At 69.1% G+C, this 15,860-nt stretch carries 16 protein-coding genes; 12 read left to right on the plus strand and 4 right to left on the minus strand.

Features of this window, described 5'->3' with window-relative positions; translation table 11 throughout:
* Positions 1–14: 14 nt before the first annotated feature.
* Entirely contained in the window at positions 15–1,076 is a 1,062-nt protein-coding gene (locus ACOACQ_RS12455) for a phosphotransferase family protein (protein WP_420288387.1), read from the plus strand.
* Positions 1,077–1,087: 11 nt separating this feature from the next.
* On the opposite strand, the gene ACOACQ_RS12460 is transcribed toward ACOACQ_RS12455, so the two are convergent.
* The gene (locus tag ACOACQ_RS12460; protein WP_420288388.1) at positions 1,088–2,071 is read right to left on the minus strand and encodes an NADPH:quinone oxidoreductase family protein; all 984 of its coding nucleotides are present in this window, start codon (positions 2,069–2,071) and stop codon (positions 1,088–1,090) included.
* Positions 2,072–2,096: 25 nt separating this feature from the next.
* A complete protein-coding gene (locus tag ACOACQ_RS12465; protein ID WP_378607155.1) occupies positions 2,097–2,549 on the minus strand; it encodes a MaoC family dehydratase in 453 nt (150 codons plus the stop codon).
* A gap of 150 nt (positions 2,550–2,699) precedes the next feature.
* On the opposite strand from ACOACQ_RS12465, the gene ACOACQ_RS12470 reads away from it, so the two are divergent.
* Entirely contained in the window at positions 2,700–3,941 is a 1,242-nt protein-coding gene (locus ACOACQ_RS12470) for an acyl-CoA dehydrogenase family protein (RefSeq protein ID WP_420288389.1), read from the plus strand.
* Here ACOACQ_RS12470 and ACOACQ_RS12475 read toward each other — a convergent pair.
* The gene (locus ACOACQ_RS12475) at positions 3,938–4,486 is read right to left on the minus strand and encodes a TetR/AcrR family transcriptional regulator (protein WP_378607164.1); all 549 of its coding nucleotides are present in this window, start codon (positions 4,484–4,486) and stop codon (positions 3,938–3,940) included. The genes ACOACQ_RS12470 and ACOACQ_RS12475 overlap by 4 nt on opposite strands.
* A gap of 14 nt (positions 4,487–4,500) precedes the next feature.
* On the opposite strand from ACOACQ_RS12475, the gene ACOACQ_RS12480 reads away from it, so the two are divergent.
* The 4 genes from ACOACQ_RS12480 to ACOACQ_RS12495 are packed head-to-tail and all read left to right on the plus strand — an operon-like array spanning position 4,501 to position 8,413.
* A complete protein-coding gene (locus tag ACOACQ_RS12480) occupies positions 4,501–5,769 on the plus strand; it encodes a LuxR C-terminal-related transcriptional regulator (RefSeq protein WP_420288390.1) in 1,269 nt (422 codons plus the stop codon).
* A gap of 54 nt (positions 5,770–5,823) precedes the next feature.
* Positions 5,824–7,032: an acyl-CoA dehydrogenase family protein gene (locus tag ACOACQ_RS12485; RefSeq protein WP_378607170.1), complete on the plus strand. Its 1,209-nt coding sequence runs from the start codon at positions 5,824–5,826 to the stop codon at positions 7,030–7,032.
* Entirely contained in the window at positions 7,029–7,760 is a 732-nt protein-coding gene (locus ACOACQ_RS12490; protein ID WP_378607173.1) for a CoA transferase subunit A, read from the plus strand. The genes ACOACQ_RS12485 and ACOACQ_RS12490 overlap by 4 nt, the downstream gene beginning before the upstream one ends.
* Positions 7,760–8,413, plus strand: a complete 654-nt coding sequence (locus ACOACQ_RS12495; protein ID WP_378607176.1) for a CoA transferase subunit B — start codon at positions 7,760–7,762, stop codon at positions 8,411–8,413. The genes ACOACQ_RS12490 and ACOACQ_RS12495 overlap by 1 nt, the downstream gene beginning before the upstream one ends.
* An 18-nt stretch (positions 8,414–8,431) precedes the next feature.
* Here the strand turns inward: ACOACQ_RS12495 and ACOACQ_RS12500 are convergent, their stop codons facing one another.
* Positions 8,432–9,208: a FadR/GntR family transcriptional regulator gene (locus ACOACQ_RS12500; protein ID WP_378607179.1), complete on the minus strand. Its 777-nt coding sequence runs from the start codon at positions 9,206–9,208 to the stop codon at positions 8,432–8,434.
* Between the two features lie 125 nt (positions 9,209–9,333).
* Between ACOACQ_RS12500 and ACOACQ_RS12505 the strand changes: the two genes are divergently transcribed.
* From ACOACQ_RS12505 to ACOACQ_RS12530, 6 genes are all read left to right on the plus strand, one after another.
* Positions 9,334–10,443, plus strand: coding sequence for an acyl-CoA dehydrogenase family protein (locus tag ACOACQ_RS12505; protein WP_420288391.1), 1,110 nt, complete (start codon positions 9,334–9,336; stop codon positions 10,441–10,443).
* Positions 10,444–10,534: 91 nt separating this feature from the next.
* Positions 10,535–11,701, plus strand: a complete 1,167-nt coding sequence (locus ACOACQ_RS12510; RefSeq protein ID WP_378607185.1) for an acyl-CoA dehydrogenase family protein — start codon at positions 10,535–10,537, stop codon at positions 11,699–11,701.
* Positions 11,701–12,459, plus strand: coding sequence for an SDR family NAD(P)-dependent oxidoreductase (locus tag ACOACQ_RS12515; protein ID WP_378607188.1), 759 nt, complete (start codon positions 11,701–11,703; stop codon positions 12,457–12,459). Before ACOACQ_RS12510 ends, ACOACQ_RS12515 begins: the two co-directional genes overlap by 1 nt.
* Position 12,460: 1 nt before the next feature.
* On the plus strand, positions 12,461–13,633 hold the full coding sequence (locus tag ACOACQ_RS12520; protein ID WP_420288392.1) for a thiolase family protein: 1,173 nt from the start codon (positions 12,461–12,463) through the stop codon (positions 13,631–13,633).
* 16 nt (positions 13,634–13,649) lie between these two features.
* Positions 13,650–14,888 (plus strand): acetyl-CoA hydrolase/transferase family protein, encoded by a 1,239-nt coding sequence (locus tag ACOACQ_RS12525; protein WP_378607194.1) that lies wholly within the window; start codon positions 13,650–13,652, stop codon positions 14,886–14,888.
* Complete coding sequence (locus ACOACQ_RS12530; RefSeq protein WP_378607197.1) at positions 14,885–15,847, plus strand: hydroxymethylglutaryl-CoA lyase; 963 nt, start codon at positions 14,885–14,887, stop codon at positions 15,845–15,847. Before ACOACQ_RS12525 ends, ACOACQ_RS12530 begins: the two co-directional genes overlap by 4 nt.
* Positions 15,848–15,860: the final 13 nt, after the last annotated feature.

Here is a 15,860-nt window from a genome sequence, read left to right on the forward strand (position 1 = left end):
CACAGAGTGGTGGGATGCAGGACAATGAACTCGAGGCCCTCGTCCAGCGTGCTTCCGCGGTGGCGCGAAGCACCTGGCCCGATGCACGTCTGGAGGACGCCCGCCGCCTGGAGGGTGGGGTGTCCAGCCTGACCTTCGCCTCGACGCTGGTCCGTGCCGGAAGCGAGCGGCCCGTCGTGCTGAAGGTCGCGCCGGCGGGCCTCGCGCCGGCGCGCAACCGGGACGTCCTGCGCCAGGCGCGTGTCCTGCGTCGGCTCGACGAACTGCCCGGCTTTCCCGTGCCCGAAGTGCTCTTCGAGGACGGCGGGAGGCCGCCCGAGGTACCGCCACTGTTCGCGATGGAGCTGTGTGGCGGTGACTCCTACGAGCCGCTGCTCGACGTCGGCGCCGCACCTCCCACCGCCGAGGTCGTCGGCGAACGGATGCTGGCCGCCGCGCGTGCCCTGGGCAGGCTCCAGTCCGAGACGCCGACCGCCCTGGGCCTGGGAAAGGAGCCCGTCGCCCCGGTCGACGAGGAGCTCGGGAGATGGCACCGGCTGTTCGCCACCGTCGACGCCGACATCGCTCCTGGCCACCAGGAGCTCCACGCCCGGCTGTCCCGGCGGATTCCCGAGGGGTGCGCTCCCCGCCTCCTGCACGGCGACTACCGCCTGGCGAACATGCTCTTCGACGGTCCCCGCCTGACCGCGGTCATCGACTGGGAGATCTGGTCGGTCGGCGATCCGCGCACAGACCTCGCCTGGCTCCTGATGCACCTGGCCCCGGCACACGTCTTCCACGAGGACCGTCCGGCCGCCGATGTCGCCGCGGGAGAGGGGATGCCCCCGCGGGCCGAGGTGGTCGCCGCGTACGCCGCGGCCCGGGTCGAACACGGTGCCGGCACCGCCGATGTCGCAGCGGTGGAGCAGGACCTTGCGTGGTTCCTGGCCGTCTGCCACTACAAGGTCGCCTCGACGATCGCCGTCATCCACAAGCGGGAGCGCAAGCGCGACGACCCGGACCCGAAGATCGTCGTGGCGGAGCGACACCTCGACGCCGTGCTCGCGGCAGGTCACGCCGCGCTCGACCGCAGCTGATCAGGCCCCGCTCAGCGGACGGTGACGACGACCTTGCCCACGGCGGTCCGGTCGTCGAGCGAGGCCAGCGCCTCCGATGCCCTGTCCAACGGGTAGACCGCACCGATCGCCGGGGTGAGTCGGCCCGCGTCGAGCAACTCCTGCACCCCTCGTCGTACTCGCTCCAGGGTGCCGGGGTGCTCGGTCTCCATGACGTCCATGGTGATGCCGGTCAGGGTGAGGTTGCGCAGCAGCAGCCGGTTCATCCGGAGCTCCGGGATGCTGCCTCCCGCGAAGCCGACGATGACGCCCCGGCCGCCGATCCGCAGCGAGCGGACGGTGTCGAGGAAGCCGTCACCTCCGACCATGTCGACGAAGACCTCCACGCCGCGCCCGCCGGTCAGTTCGCGGACCTGGGTGAGCCAGTCCCCGTCGGAGCGGACGACATGGGTGGCGCCGGCGTCGCGGGCCACCTTCTCCTTCGCGTCGCTGGAGACCAGCGCGATCGTGGAGACGCCGAACGCTTCGCCGAGGTCGAGGACGCAGGTGCCGACGCCGCCGGCGGCTCCGGTGATCAACACGGTCTCGCCGGGCTGCGCGCCGGCCCGGTCCAGGGCGTACCAGGCGGTCGAGTAGTTCATGTAGATGCAGGCGCCCTCGGCGTAGGACATCGAGTCCGGGATCCTGATCAGGAAGTCGTCGATGGCCAGCGCCTGCTCAGCCATCGCGCCCTGCCAGACGATGCCCGCAACGCGGTCGCCGACCTTGACCCATGAGTCCTTCGGTGCCTCCACCACCTGGCCCGAGATCTCCGATCCGCAGACGTACGGCGCCTCCACCCCACCCTGGTACCTGCCCCAGGTCTGGAGCGGGTCGATGAAGGAGAGCCCGACGGCGTGGACGTCGACCAACAGCCGCCGTCCCTCCGCGCGACGATGAGCGCCCTCGGGTGCGGGTACCTCCTGGACGGTGGCGGAACGGGGTCCGTCCAGTGTCTCGACGACGACAGCGCGCACGTTGTTTCTCCTCGGGTCGGGGGGGTCAGTCGAAGTAGGCGAAGAGCGACTCGGCGACGCACGCCGGCCCGTCCTGGCCCTCGATCTCGAAGGTCTGGCGAGTCCGGAAGTTCGAGCCGCCCTCGAGCGGCTCGGCCGCGAGCAGGTCCTGGGTCATCCGCAGGCGTGAGCCGACCTTGACCGGCGTGATCCAGCGGACCTTCTCGTAGCCGTAGTTGAGCGCGAGTGAGTGGCCGTTCATCTCGAAGATCTCGTACTGGAACTTCGGGCCCAGCGAGAGCGTGAACAGGCCGTGGGCGATCGTCACGCCGAAGGGACTCGCGGCGGCTCTCTCGGGGTCGACGTGGATCCGTTCCCAGTCCTCGGTCGCGTCGGCGAACGCCTGGATCCGTTCCTGCGTGATCTCGTGCCAGGAGCTGGTGCCGAGCCGTTCGCCCACGAGCGCTCGGAGCTCGTCCACGCTGTTGAGAATCCTCATGTCCGCATCGTCGTCGGACGGTGGCTGCCGCGCGACGAGTCGGCGGGCAGGTGGTGGAGATCCCCACACCGGTTCGGTCCGCCCCTGACGCCGGTCCCGGGTTTCCGGCCTAGCGTCGGCGGTCCGCGAACCACAGCAGGGAGTACACCCATGGACTGGTCGATCCCCGAGGACGTCACGACGTTCATCGCCGACCTCGATGACTTCATCGACACGAAGATCAAGCCGATCGAGGAGGCCAACCCCGAGCACTTCGACCACACCCGCGAGTTCACGCGCACCGACGTCGAGCGAGGCGGTATCCCGACCCGCCGGTGGCGCGAGATCATGCACGAGGCACGGGTCCTGGCCGACGAGGCCGGCTTCTACCGCTACCCGTTGCCGAAGGAGCTGGGAGGCCAGGACGGTTCGAACGTCGCGATGGCCCTGATCCGGGAGCACCTCGCCCGCCGTGGGCCCGGCCTGCACGCTGAGCTGAGCCACGAGGCGTCGATGGTCGCCAACGTCCCGCTGGCGCTGGTGCTGCACGAGTACGGCACGCCCGAGCAGAAGGAGCGGTACCTCGAGCGCCTGGTGTCGGGCGACATGGAGATGGCCTTCGGTCTCACGGAGCCCGATCACGGGAGCGACGCCACCTGGCTCGAGACCCGCGCCGTGCGCGACGGTGACGACTGGATCATCACCGGCGCCAAGCGCTGGAACAGCGTCGTCGACGTCGCCGAGGTCGACCTCGTCTTCGCGCGCACCGGCGGCGAGGACGGCAAGGCCGAGGGGATCTCGGCCTTCCTGGTGCCGACGAACGCCGAGGGCTTCGAGGTCCCGTTCTACTGGTGGACCTTCAACATGCCGACCGACCATGCGGAGGTCCGGCTCAACGGCGTCCGGGTGCCGGGTTCGGCCATGATCGGCGAGGAGGGCCGGGGCCTGGACTGCGCGCAGCTGTTCGTCCACGAGAACCGGATCCGCCAGGCCGCGAGCTCGCTGGGTGCCGCGCAGTTCTGCATCGACAGGTCCGTCGAGTACACCGAGGAGCGCACGCTCTTCGGCCAGCAGATGCGGGACTACCAGGGCCTTCAGTGGCAGCTCGTCGAGCTGCAGACCGAGGCGGAACTGGTGCGCAACACCATCATGAAGACGGCGTGGGAGATGGACGTCCACGGCAAGACGGCGGTCAGCGACAAGGTCTCCATGGTCAACGTGCGGGGCAACCGGCTGGCCTGTGACGCGGCCGATCGCGCGATGCAGATCCACGGCGGCGTCGGCTACAGCAGGCATCACCCGTTCGAGCACATCTACCGGCACCACCGGCGCTACCGGATCACCGAGGGTTCCGACGAGCTGCAGTACCGCCGCATCGCCGCCGGTATGTGGGACTTCCGCTCGAAGGCCTAGGGCGCGTCCGTCTCCCCGCGGGTCAGCAGGCCGAGGATCCGGTCGGCCACCTGCGGGGTGGACAGCACCCGCTCGGGCCAGGTGGCAACGGAGAACACCATGCCCAGCCAGCCCTGGGTGGCAACAGCAACCGCGACCTCGTCGAGGCCCGGGTGTGCCCGGGCCACCAGGGCCTCCCAGGCCCGGGAGTACTCGGCCCGGCGCCGGGTGAAGTTCTTCGACCACGGTTCGACGAGCGAGCGGACCTCTCGCTGGTAGAGCGTGACCAGGGGCCGGTTCGCCAGCGCGAAGTCGATGTGGTGCCGCAGGGCACGGTGCAGGTCCGCGACGGGCTCGTCCTGGACGGGACGGGTGGCGCCGAGGAGCTCGTCCATCGCCTCGTTCAGCAAGGTCGCAAGGATCTCGTCCTTGCCGGAGAAGTAGCGGTAGAGCGACGGCCCGCTCAGTCCGGCCCGGCGGCCGAGCTCGTCCATGCCGACGCCGTGGAAGCCCTTCTCGTGGAACGCCGTTGCGGCGGTGTCGAGAATCCGGCGGTCACGCGGCACGAAAGGAGACTACCATGATGACGGAACGATCGTTCACGCAGACGGTCGGCGGCCAGCGTCGTCGGCGGACAGGTGGAGTGATGGATTCGGGCAGCGCCGCATCAGCGCGACGACGGGCCGAGCTGGTCGCGCAGGCGGCACGGGCCCACGTGGCCGGAGTCGACCTGCTTCGCGCGCTCGACGTGCTCGACGATCTCGAGGACGCGGACGAGATCGAGCAGACTCCCTCCGACGAGATCCGGATCGTCGACGGACAGCTGGCCATTCTCGGTGGCGTGCTGCGGGAGTGCCTGCTGGACCAGGGCCGGGACCACCGACCCGACCAGGTGGTCGAGGTGAGTCAGGCGCTGCACGAGATCCACACCGTGCGCTTTGCCATCCACGATCACGTCGGACACGAGCGACTGCGACGGCTGGACCGGCTCGACCGCGGCCTGCGCCGCCTGCGGACCGTCACCGACCAGGACGAGCTGCTGGCGATGGTCTGTGAGGTGGCAGCGGACGCTGGCGGCTTCGACCGGGTGATGCTCTCGCGCGTCGACGAAGAAACCTGGCGGCCGTGGCGCAGCCACGCCACGACGATGGGTGAGACCGAGCGCGCTTTCCGTGACTGGATCCGCGACGTCCCTGGCATCCGGTTGTCCCACATGCTGCTCGAGAGTGAGCTGGTGCGTCGCCGGGAACCTGCGATCGTGCTGCGCGCCGACGACGACGCCCGCGTCTACGGTCCGATGGCGCAGGCCTCCGGCCTGACGTCGTACGTCGTCGCGCCGATCCTGTCGGGTGAACGGGTGATCGGCCTGCTGCATGCGGACAACAGGGACGCCGAAGTGGTCGAGCTCGATCGCGACATCCTGTGGTTCTTCGCCATCGGGTTCGCGCAGGTCTTCGAGCGAGCGGTCCTCCTGGCGCGGCTGCGCGAGCAGCGGTCGCAGGTGATGGAGGCGATGCGTTCCGTCGATGCGGTGCTCGACGACCTCGCGACCAGCGCCATCGACCTGACCCGGCGCGATGAGGCGGCCGTGGTGGTCAGCAGGAATGCGCCGCCGGTGGGGATCGAACGCCCGCAGGCTCTCGAGCGGGTCCTGACCAGCCGCGAGTTCGAGGTGCTGACCCTCATGGCGACCGGGGCCACCAACGAGCGGATTGCGCAGCGGCTCGTCATCGCCACCGGCACCGTGAAGTCACACGTGAAGCAGATCCTGCGGAAGCTCCGGGTCGAGAACCGTGCCGAGGCGATCTCGCAGTTCCTCCGCCTGACGATCGGCGCGCGCGAGGACTGACGCGGGGCGTCGACCCCATTGCCTATTCGGTCTGACCATTGTAATCTCGGTACCATGGATCTCGCTGACGCCCCCGACGAGGCAGCCTTCCGCACCCGCGTGCGCGCGTGGCTCGCCGAGGCCCTGCCGCAGCTGGCGTGGCCCGAGCCTCCCGGTCTGGAGGAGAAGCTCCCCTTCTGGCGGCAGTGGCAGCAGATGTTGTGCGACGCCGACCTGGCCGGACTCACCTGGCCCCGGGAGTACGGCGGCCAGGGCCTGGACGAGCGGATGCGCGCCATCTTCGGCGAGGAGTGCGATCTCGCCGGTGCACCCGAGCGACTCAACATCATCGGCGAGGACTTCTGCGGTCCGACGATCGCCCACTTCGGGACCGACGAGCAGAAGGCGCGACTGCTGAAGCCGATCCTGACGGGCGCCGAGATCTGGTGCCAGCTCTTCTCCGAGCCCGGCGCCGGCTCCGACCTGGCCAGCCTGCGGACCAAGGCTGTCAAGGTCGACGGCGGCTGGCGGATCAGCGGTCAGAAGATCTGGACCAGTCGGGCGCAGATCGCGGCCCACGCCATCCTGTTGGCGCGCACGGGCGGAAACGACCCGGGCAAGTTGCGACACAAGGGCATCACGTTCTTCCTGCTGCCGATGGACACCGACGGTGTCACCGTCCGGCCGCTCCAGCACATGCTGGGTGAAGCCGAGTTCAACGAGGTCTTCCTCGACGACGTCTTCGTTCCCGACGAGTACGTCGTCGGCGAGGTCGACGGTGGCTGGAAGGTCACCATGGGCACGCTCGCCTTCGAGCGCGTGGCGATCGCGACCGGTCGGGTCAACACGACCAAGGCCGTGACCGACATCGTTGCCGACATCCGTGGCATGCAGGACGCCTCCGGTCGGCCCCTGGGTGCTGACCCGAAGGTGCGGCAGAAGGTTGCCGACCTGTGGTCGCGGGCGTTGATCCACAAGACGATCAGCCAGCGCGTCGTCACCGGCGCAGCGGCGGGTGCGCCTCCCGGCCCGGTGACCTCGATCGGGAAGCTCTACTTCTGCCCGCTCGTCGAGGACCTCGCCGACTTCCGCCTGTCCCTGGCGCCGCTCGGCGGCCAGTTCGACCTGGCCGAGGACGACGACGAGCTCGCCGCGAGCCGCGCCTGGCTGCGGTTGGCCAACCAGAGCCGTGGCACCGCGATCGCGGGCGGCTCCACCTACATCCAGCGCAACATCGCCGCCGAGCGGATCCTCGGCATGCCCCGAGCAGGAGCCGCATCATGACGAAGATCTTCAACAGCGCCGCCGAGGCGCTGTCCGACCAGGTGCAGGACGGGATGGTCGTCGCGGCCGGTGGGTTCGGCCTCTGCGGTGTTCCGGTCGACCTCGTCATGGCGTTGCGCGACTCGAACGCGCAGCAGCTCACTGTCATCGGCAACAACGTCGGTTGCGACGACCACGGCATGTGGCACGTCCTCGCGAACGGCCAGATCGCGAAGGTGATCCTGTCCTTCGCCGGTGACAACAAGATCCTCGCCGAGGCGTTCATGAGCAACGAGATCGACATCGAGTTCAACCCGCAGGGCACCCTGGCCGAGCGCCTCCGTGCCGGTGGGGCGGGCATTCCTGCGTTCTTCACCCGCACCGGCTACGGCACGATCATTGCGGACGGCAAGGAGACGCGGCAGTTCCCGAACCCGGACGGCACCCTCGACTGGTACGTCATGGAGACCGGCCTGACGGCCGACGTCTCGCTGGTGAAGGCCTGGAAGGCCGACACCGAGGGGAACCTCGTCTATCGCAAGACCGCGCGCAACTTCAATCCGATGATCGCGACGGCCGGGCGACTCACGATCGCCGAGGTCGAGGAGATCGTGCCGGTGGGCTCGATCGATCCCGACTCCGTGCACACGCCCGGCATCTTCGTCGACCGCATCGTCTTGTCCACCGGCCCGGAGAAGCACATCGAGCGCCCGACCACGCGTCCGGCCGTCGTGAAGGAGAACGTGTGATGGCCTGGACCCGCGAAGAGATGGCCGAGCGCGCCGCCAGGGAGTTGCGCGACGGCTACTACGTCAACCTCGGCATCGGCATCCCGACCCTGGTGGGCAACATGGTGCCCGAGGGCATGACCGTGACCCTGCAGTCGGAGAACGGACTGCTCGGCATCGGTCCGTTCCCCTACGAGGGTGAGCTGGATCCTGACCTCATCAACGCCGGCAAGCAGACCATCACCGACCTGCCCGGTTCGAGCTACTTCTCCAGTGCTGACTCGTTCGCGATGATCCGCGGCGGCCACGTCCACCTGTCGATCCTGGGCGGCATGGAGGTGTCCCAGAACGGGGACCTCGCGAACTGGATGGTGCCCGGCAAGATGATCAAGGGCATGGGCGGCGCGATGGACCTGGTCGCCGGCGTCCGTCGCATCGTGGTCGTGATGGACCACTGCGACAAGACCGGCGAGTCGAAGTTCAAGCCCGAGTGCACCCTGCCGCTGACCGGCAAGGGCGTGGTCGACATGCTGATCACCGACCTCGGGGTGTTCGAGATCGATCGACGAGGCGGCACGGGCGCCACCCTGCTGGAGATCGCACCGGGCGTCTCGCTCGACGAGCTCACGTCGAAGACCGAAGCCGAGTTCAAGCTCGGCCCGGGTCTGGGTTGACCCCGCCGTGGTGACCTGTCAGTCCGGGACGTCGATCTCGGTGCGCTCCTCGACCTCGAGGACGGCCGAGGCGTACTCGTGGACGTGGCGGGTCATCCGGCGTCCGGCGGCTGTCGCGTCGCGCTTGCGGATCGCCTCGGTGATGCTGCGATGCGCCTGCAGCGTGGTCTTGCGGACCTCCGCATTGATGAAGCCCTGGTTGTCGGTGGCGGCGTAGATGGCTCGCGACAAGGCGCCCATGAAGCCGGTCAACAGCTCGTTGTGCGAGGCGACCGCCACCGCGACGTGCCAGTCGACGTTGGCCTGGAGGAACTCTCCGAGCGGCCCTTCGAGTGCGATCGCGCCGTTGGCGCGGTCGAGCGCCTCGAGGTCGGCGTCGGTGCGGTACTTCGCGGCGAGCTGTGCGCAGGCGGGCTCGACGGCCTCGCGGGTCTCGAGCAGCGCGGCGAGCCGCACCTGGCGCCCGCGGATGAGCAGGCTGACCGTGCTGGCGATCGACTCCTCGCCCGGCTTCTGCACGAATGCTCCGCCGGACCGGCCGGTGCGAATCTGCACCAGGCCCTGGACCTCCAGGATGCGGAGCGCCTCGCGCACCGTCGTGCGACTCATCCGGGTCTGCGCGACGAGCTCACGCTCGGGTGGAAGCGCGGTGCCTTCGGGGAAGTCGCCGCGAAGGATCCGCTCGCGCAGGTCGTCGGCGAGGACGTCGGACGCCTTCGGGACCTGCATGGGCGAGAGCTGGACCGCGGCCCGCACGCTGGCGGGCGTTGTGGGGGCGCTCGTGGAATCAGTCATTTCCTACCGTTCTTTCGCGGACCCATCCGCTTCATTGGTCATACCCAAACTAACAGTTGGCACGTTCACGGCGGGTAACGCCGGGCTGGCCGGGCTGGACGAGTGCACAGTGGAAAGGCAGCGCCATGCAGTGGAAGTTCTCTGAGGAGCAGGAGGCCTACCGCGAAGCGCTTCGTGGCTGGCTCGGTGACGTCGCCGATTCCGCGCAGGTCCGCGCCTGGTTGGGTGTCGAGGGCGCGGACGACGGTGCGGCCGATCCGTCCGCGTTCGAGGAGCGCTTCGTGGGCGACGGGATGTCGGGTGTCGGCGTCGCGGAGGAGCTCGGTGGCCAGGGGGGCGGGCTGGTCGAGCTCGCCATCACGGCGGAGGAGCTCGCTCGTGTCGCAGCGCCCAGTGCGGCCTGGCTGGCGACGACCCTTGCTGTTCCGGCACTGCAGGGTCGCCCGGACCTGCTGAAGGCAGCCCTCGAGGGCGGACACGCCGCCGTCGTCGTTGCCGCCGAGTGCCTGCCGGACGCCGCGCCGTCGCTCGCGATCGACCACGACGGCCGGATCACCGGCGTTGTTCCCCGTGTGCTCGGTGCCGACCGGGCCGGTGTGCTCGTGGTCCTGGCGGGCGAGGGCGACGCTGCGAGGCTCCACGCCGTCGCCGCAGGGGATGCCGCCGTGACGCTGACACCCCACGTTCTTCTCGACCGGTCGCGGTCGGTGGCCGACGTCCGCCTCGACGGCGCGCCCGGCGAGGTGCTCGACGTCGATCCCGCGGTCGCGCTCGCACGGATCACCGAGATGGCCGGCGTCGTGACGGCCGCCGACGCGCTCGGGGCGATGCAGCGGATGCTCGACCTGGCGGTCGAGTACAGCGGCCAGCGGCAGCAGTTCGGCGTACCCATCGGTTCCTTCCAGGCGGTGAAGCACGCGGCGGCGACGATCCTGGTCGACCTCGAGGCGGGCCGGTCGGGCGTCTACTACGCCGCGGCCTCGGTCGATGGCCAGTTCCCGGACTGCGGTCTGCACGCGGCTGCGGTGAAGGCCCAGGTGACGGCAGCGGCCGGACGAGCCGCTGACGCGGCGCTGACCATGCACGGAGCGATTGGTTACACCTGGGAGCACGACCTCCACCTGTTCTACAAGCGGGCCCGGCTCGATGCGGAGCTCTTCGGCCCCGTCGCGGCCTGGAACGAACGCATTGCCGACGGTCTCCACCTGGTCCTCGGGGAGTCCGAAGTCATCTAGTTATTGGTCATACCTTTTGTTATAGTCAATCCATAAGTCTTCGGCTGGCGTGAAGTCGGCCCCTTCATCTCCGATCAGGACGGGACCCACCGTGGATTTCGATCTCAATGACGATCAGCAGACCATCCGCAAGGCGGTCGCTGACCTTGCTGGCAAGTTCGACGACCAGTACTGGTTCGAGAAGGACTCCCGGCACGAGTTCCCGACCGAGTTCTACAACGCGTTCGCTGAAGGTGGCTGGCTCGGCATCACCACCCCCGAGGAGTACGGCGGCCACGGGTTCGGCATCACGGAGGCCTCGCTCCTCCTCGAGGAGGTGGCGGCCTCGGGCGCCGGCATGAACGGCGCCAGCTCCATGCACCTGTCGATCTTCGGGATGCACCCGGTGATCGTGCACGGCTCGGAGGAGATGAAGAAGGAGAACCTCCCGCGGATCGTCAACGGCGACCTGCACGTCTGCTTCGGCGTCACCGAGCCCGGTGCCGGGCTCGACACCACCCGGATCACCACCTTCGCGAAGCGGGACGGCTCCGACTACGTCGTCAACGGGCGCAAGGTCTGGATCTCGAAGGCCATGGAGTCGGAGAAGATCCTGCTCCTGACCCGCACCGCCAGGTTCGAGGACTCCCCGAAGAAGACCGACGGCCTCACCCTCTTCTTCACCGATCTCGACCGCGCGCACGTCGACATCCGGCCGATCCAGAAGATGGGCCGCAACGCCGTCACGTCCAACGAGCTCTTCATCGACGACCTCCGGATCCCCGAGGAGCACCGGATCGGCGAGGAGGGCCAGGGCTTCAAGTACATCCTCGACGGCCTGAACCCCGAGCGGTGCCTGGTGGCTGCCGAGGCGCTCGGGATCGGCCGCGCCGCGCTGCGGCGCGGGGTTCGCTACGCCAACGAGCGGGAGGTCTTCGGCCGCCCGATCGGCATGAACCAGGGTCTCCAGTTCCCGCTGGCTGACTCGCTGGCTCGGCTCGATGCCGCCGAACTGATCCTGCGCAAGGCGACCTGGCTCTACGACCAGGGCCTGCCCTGCGCCCGCGAGGCGAACATGGCGAAGTACCTGTGTGCCGACGCCGGCTTCGACGCCGCTGACCGCGCGCTGCAGACACATGGCGGTATGGGGTACGCCGAGGAGTACCACGTCGCCCGCTACTTCCGGGAAGCGCGACTGACCCGGATCGCCCCGATCTCGCAGGAAATGATCCTCAACTACCTCGGCGAGCACGTCCTCGGCCTTCCCAGGAGCTACTGATGACTTCCCCCTTCGACCTGACCGGCCGGGCCGCCCTCGTCACGGGTGCCGGCAGTGGCATCGGCGCAGCGGTCGCGAAGGCATTCGCCGGCGCCGGAGCGGCTGTGATGGTGACCGACCTCGACAAGGACTCGGCTGCTGCGGTGGCCGCGGAGATCGTGGCCGCCGGTGGTCGCGCCGAATCGGCCGCCCTCGACGTCCGTGACGCCGAGGGTGCCGCTGCCGCGGCCCAGCAGGCCGCGAACCTCGCTGGCGGGACACTGCACATCGTCGTCAACAACGCAGGCGCCATCGCGCCGGCGATGTTCGCGAAGATGGACAAGGAAGGCTTCGACTTCGTCGTCGGCGTCCATCTCGGCGGGGCGTTCACCGTCAGCCAGGCGGCCCTGCCGTTCCTGGCCACCAACGGAGCCGGCCGCATCATCAACGTCACGTCGGCCGCCGGGCTCGTCGGCACCATCGGCCAGGTCAACTACAGCGCCGCCAAGTCCGGGATCATCGGCGTCACCAAGTCCCTCGCCAAGGAACTGGCCCGCAAGAACATCACGGTCAACGCCGTCGCGCCGCTTGCGGCGACCAAGATGACCGAGAACATCCGCAGCAACGAGAAGCTCGCGGAGATGACGCTCGCGCGGATCCCGCTCGGCCGGTGGGCCGAACCGGACGAGATCGCGTCGACCTTCGTGTTCTTCGCCTCCGACGCGGCGTCGTACATCACCGGCCAGGTGCTGGCCGTCGACGGCGGGACGGTGATCTGACATGCCGCTGACAGGTCGCGACGCCTGGATCGTCGAAGCGCTTCGCACGCCCATGGGGCGCGCGCACCCGGACCGCGGCTGGTTCCGCGACGTGCACCCCAACGTCATGCTCGGCACGGTCTACACCGCCCTGCTCGAGAGCACCGGCCTCGCGCCCGCCGACGTCGAGGACCTCCTGATCGGGTGCACCGCGCCGTTCGGTGAGCAGTCCCGCAACGTCGCCCGCAACGCCTGGCTGCAGGCCGGCTACCCCGCCGAGGTCCCGGCAACGGTCCTGGACCGCCGCTGTGGCTCAGCCCAGACCGCGGTCGAGATGGCCGCTGCACTGATTGCGTCGGGCACCCATGACGTGGTCATCGCCGGTGGCGTCGAGAACATGGGACACGTCCCGATGGACGCGGTCGTCAGGATCGAGGAGCTGTACGGCGCCGCCTGGCCCGCCGAGCTCAAGGCCCTCTACGACTTCCCGGCCATGGGCGAGAGCGCCGAGCGGATCGCCGATCGGTGGGGGATCAGCCGCCTCGAGATGGACGAGTACGCCGTCCGCTCGCACGCACTGGCCGCGGCCGCCATCGAGGCCGGCCGGTTCCAGCGCGAACTCATCCCTATGGAGCTCGACGGCTCGGTCCGCACGAGCGACCAGAGCGTCCGGCCGGGCACCAGCGTGGCGGGCCTCGCCGACCTGAAGACCATCTTCCGGCCCGAGGTCGGTGCGGTCACCGCTGGTTCGTCCTCGCCGCTGACGGATGGGGCTGCCGGCGTACTGCTGGCCTCCGACGACGCGGTGGCGCGGCACGGCTTCACCAAGCGCGCCCGGATCCTCGACCAGACCACCGTCGGCGTGGACCCGTTGATCATGCTGACCGGTCCGATCCCTGCGACCCGCAAGCTCCTCGAGCGCAACAACATGACGATGGACGACATCGACCTGGTCGAGATCAACGAGGCCTTCAGCTCCGTCGTCCTCGCTTGGGAGCGCGAGCTCAAGCCGGACATGGACAAGGTCAACGTCAACGGCGGCGCGATCGCCCTGGGCCACCCGGTGGGTGCCTCCGGTTCGCGTCTCTTCGCCACGCTGCTGGCGGAGATGGAACGCCGCGACGTCGAGGTCGGACTGGTCACGATGTGCTGCGGCGGCGGCCTCGGCACGGCGACTCTCGTTCAGCGCGTCTGAGGCCGACATGTTCGACGTGGCGGATTTCCTGAACCCGGGTGACGGGGTGTGGTGGGGGCAAGGCAGTGCCGAGCCCGAGCCCCTCGTCAACCAGGTGCTCGACGCGGTGGACCGTGTCGGGCCGATCAGGGCCTTCTCGGGGCTAACGTGGAACGAGCGACTCTCGGGCGACCTGCCGGAGAAGCTCACCGTCGTCTCGTACGGCGGCCTGGGACAGCTGCGGAGCCTGAGCCGGCAGGGCCAGCTCGACGTCGTGCCGTGCCACTACTCGGCCATTCCGCGGATGTTCGCGTCCGGCCAGCTCCCCAACGACGTCGGCCTGGTGCAGGTCTCGCCCCCCGACGGCGACGGCATGGTCACCCTCGGCACCGGTGTCGAGTACGTCGCCGACGCACTGCACCACACGCGCACCCTCATCGCCGAGATCAACCAGCAGATGCCCCGGACCACCGGCGGCCCGAGGCTGCCCCTGTCGACCTTCGCGGCCGTCATCGAGACCGACCGGCCGTTGCGAGAGGCGCCGTCGAAGCCCGCCGACGACGTCGAGCGGGCGATCGCGACCAACGTGGCCGGCATCGTCGACGACGGAGCCACCCTCCAGATCGGGGTGGGCTCGCTGCCGTCCGCCGTCCTGGAAGCGCTCTCCGGGCACCGCAAGCTCGGTTTCCACAGCGGCATGATCACCGACGGTGTGCTGACGCTGGTGGAGAAGGGCGTGATCACCGGTGGTGAGAAGGAGATCGATGCCGGCATCGTGGTCACCGGTGCGGCCCTGTGCAGCACCGACGGCTACCACCGGCTCGGCGACTTCCCGGTCGAGTTCCGGCCCGCGAGCTACACGCACTCTCCGTCCGTGCTCTCGCGCCTGGGTTCCCTGATCTCGATCAACTCCGCCATCGAGGTCGACCTGCTGGGCCAGGTCGGCGCCGAGCTCGCGCGCGGTGTCCACATCGGTGCGGTCGGTGGCCAGGTCGACTTCAGTCGGGCCGCAGCGCTGACCGGTTCGCGGTCCATCATCGCGCTGCGCTCGACGGTCGGCTCAGGGGAGCGCGAGCAGTCCACCATCGTGCCGACCCTGGCCAGCGGAGTCGTCACCACAGCGCGCGTCGACGTCGACGCCGTCGTGACCGAGCATGGTGTCGCCATGCTCACCGGCTGCACGGTTGCCGAGCGGGCGCTGCGCCTCATCGAGGTCGCCGCACCCCAACACCGTGACCACCTCGAACGCAGCCTCGCAGAGCAGGAGACCCGATGAATTCCCCCCTGAAGACCGTGACGTTCCCCAACAGTGCCGAGGACGAGCGCCGGACCGTCCACGTCCGGGAGGTCGGCCCCCGGGACGGCTTCCAGAACGAGCCGGAAACGATCGCGACCCAGGACAAGATCCGGCTGATCAACGCGCTTGGTCAGTCGGGTGTCAAGCGGATCGAGGTCGCCAGCTTCGTGCGCCCCGACGTGATCCCCCAGCTGTCCGACGGGGTCGCGGTGCTCCAGGGCATCGACGTCCCCGCTGATGTCCAGCGGATGGTCCTGGTCCCCAACAGCAAGGGTCTGGACAACGCCCTCGGGCACCGTGATCTGTTCGAGGAGATCGCCCTCTTCGTCAGCGCCAGCGAGACGCACAACAAGCGCAACATCAACCGCAGCGTCCAGGAGACCATGGATGACGTCATGCAGATGGGCAAACGGATCCTCGCCGAGGACCTCACCTACTGCGCGGTGATCGCCACGTCCTTCGGTTGTCCCTTCGAGGGTGCCGTGCCGATGGATCGGGTGCTGGACCTCGCCGAGCAGTTCGCCGAGTCCGGTGCGACCGAGATCGGCTTCGGCGACACGACCGGGATGTGCAACCCGGCGTACGCCCACCGGTTCTTCGCCGCTGCGATCGAACGACTGCCCGGAGTCGAGATCACTGCGCACTTCCACAACACCCGCGGCCAGGGCCTCGCCAATGCGTACGCCGCCCTGGAAGCCGGCTGCCGCAGCTTCGAGTCCAGCTTCGGCGAGCTCGGCGGCTGCCCCGTTCCGGCCGGTTCGACGGGCAACATCGCCACCGAGGACCTCGTCTCGATGTTCCACGAGATGGGCGTCGACACGGGGCTCGACCTCGAGCGGATCATCGACGCCGCCCGCGACGCCCAGAGCACCCTCGGGCGCAAGCTCACCAGCCACTCGATCATCGCCGGGCCAGTCATCTGGTCCCCGGCCAGCTGAACCCACCACTCGA

It is taken from the genome of Nocardioides sp. CPCC 206347, from assembly GCF_048654605.1.
Classification (GTDB): Bacteria; Actinomycetota; Actinomycetes; order Propionibacteriales; family Nocardioidaceae; genus Nocardioides.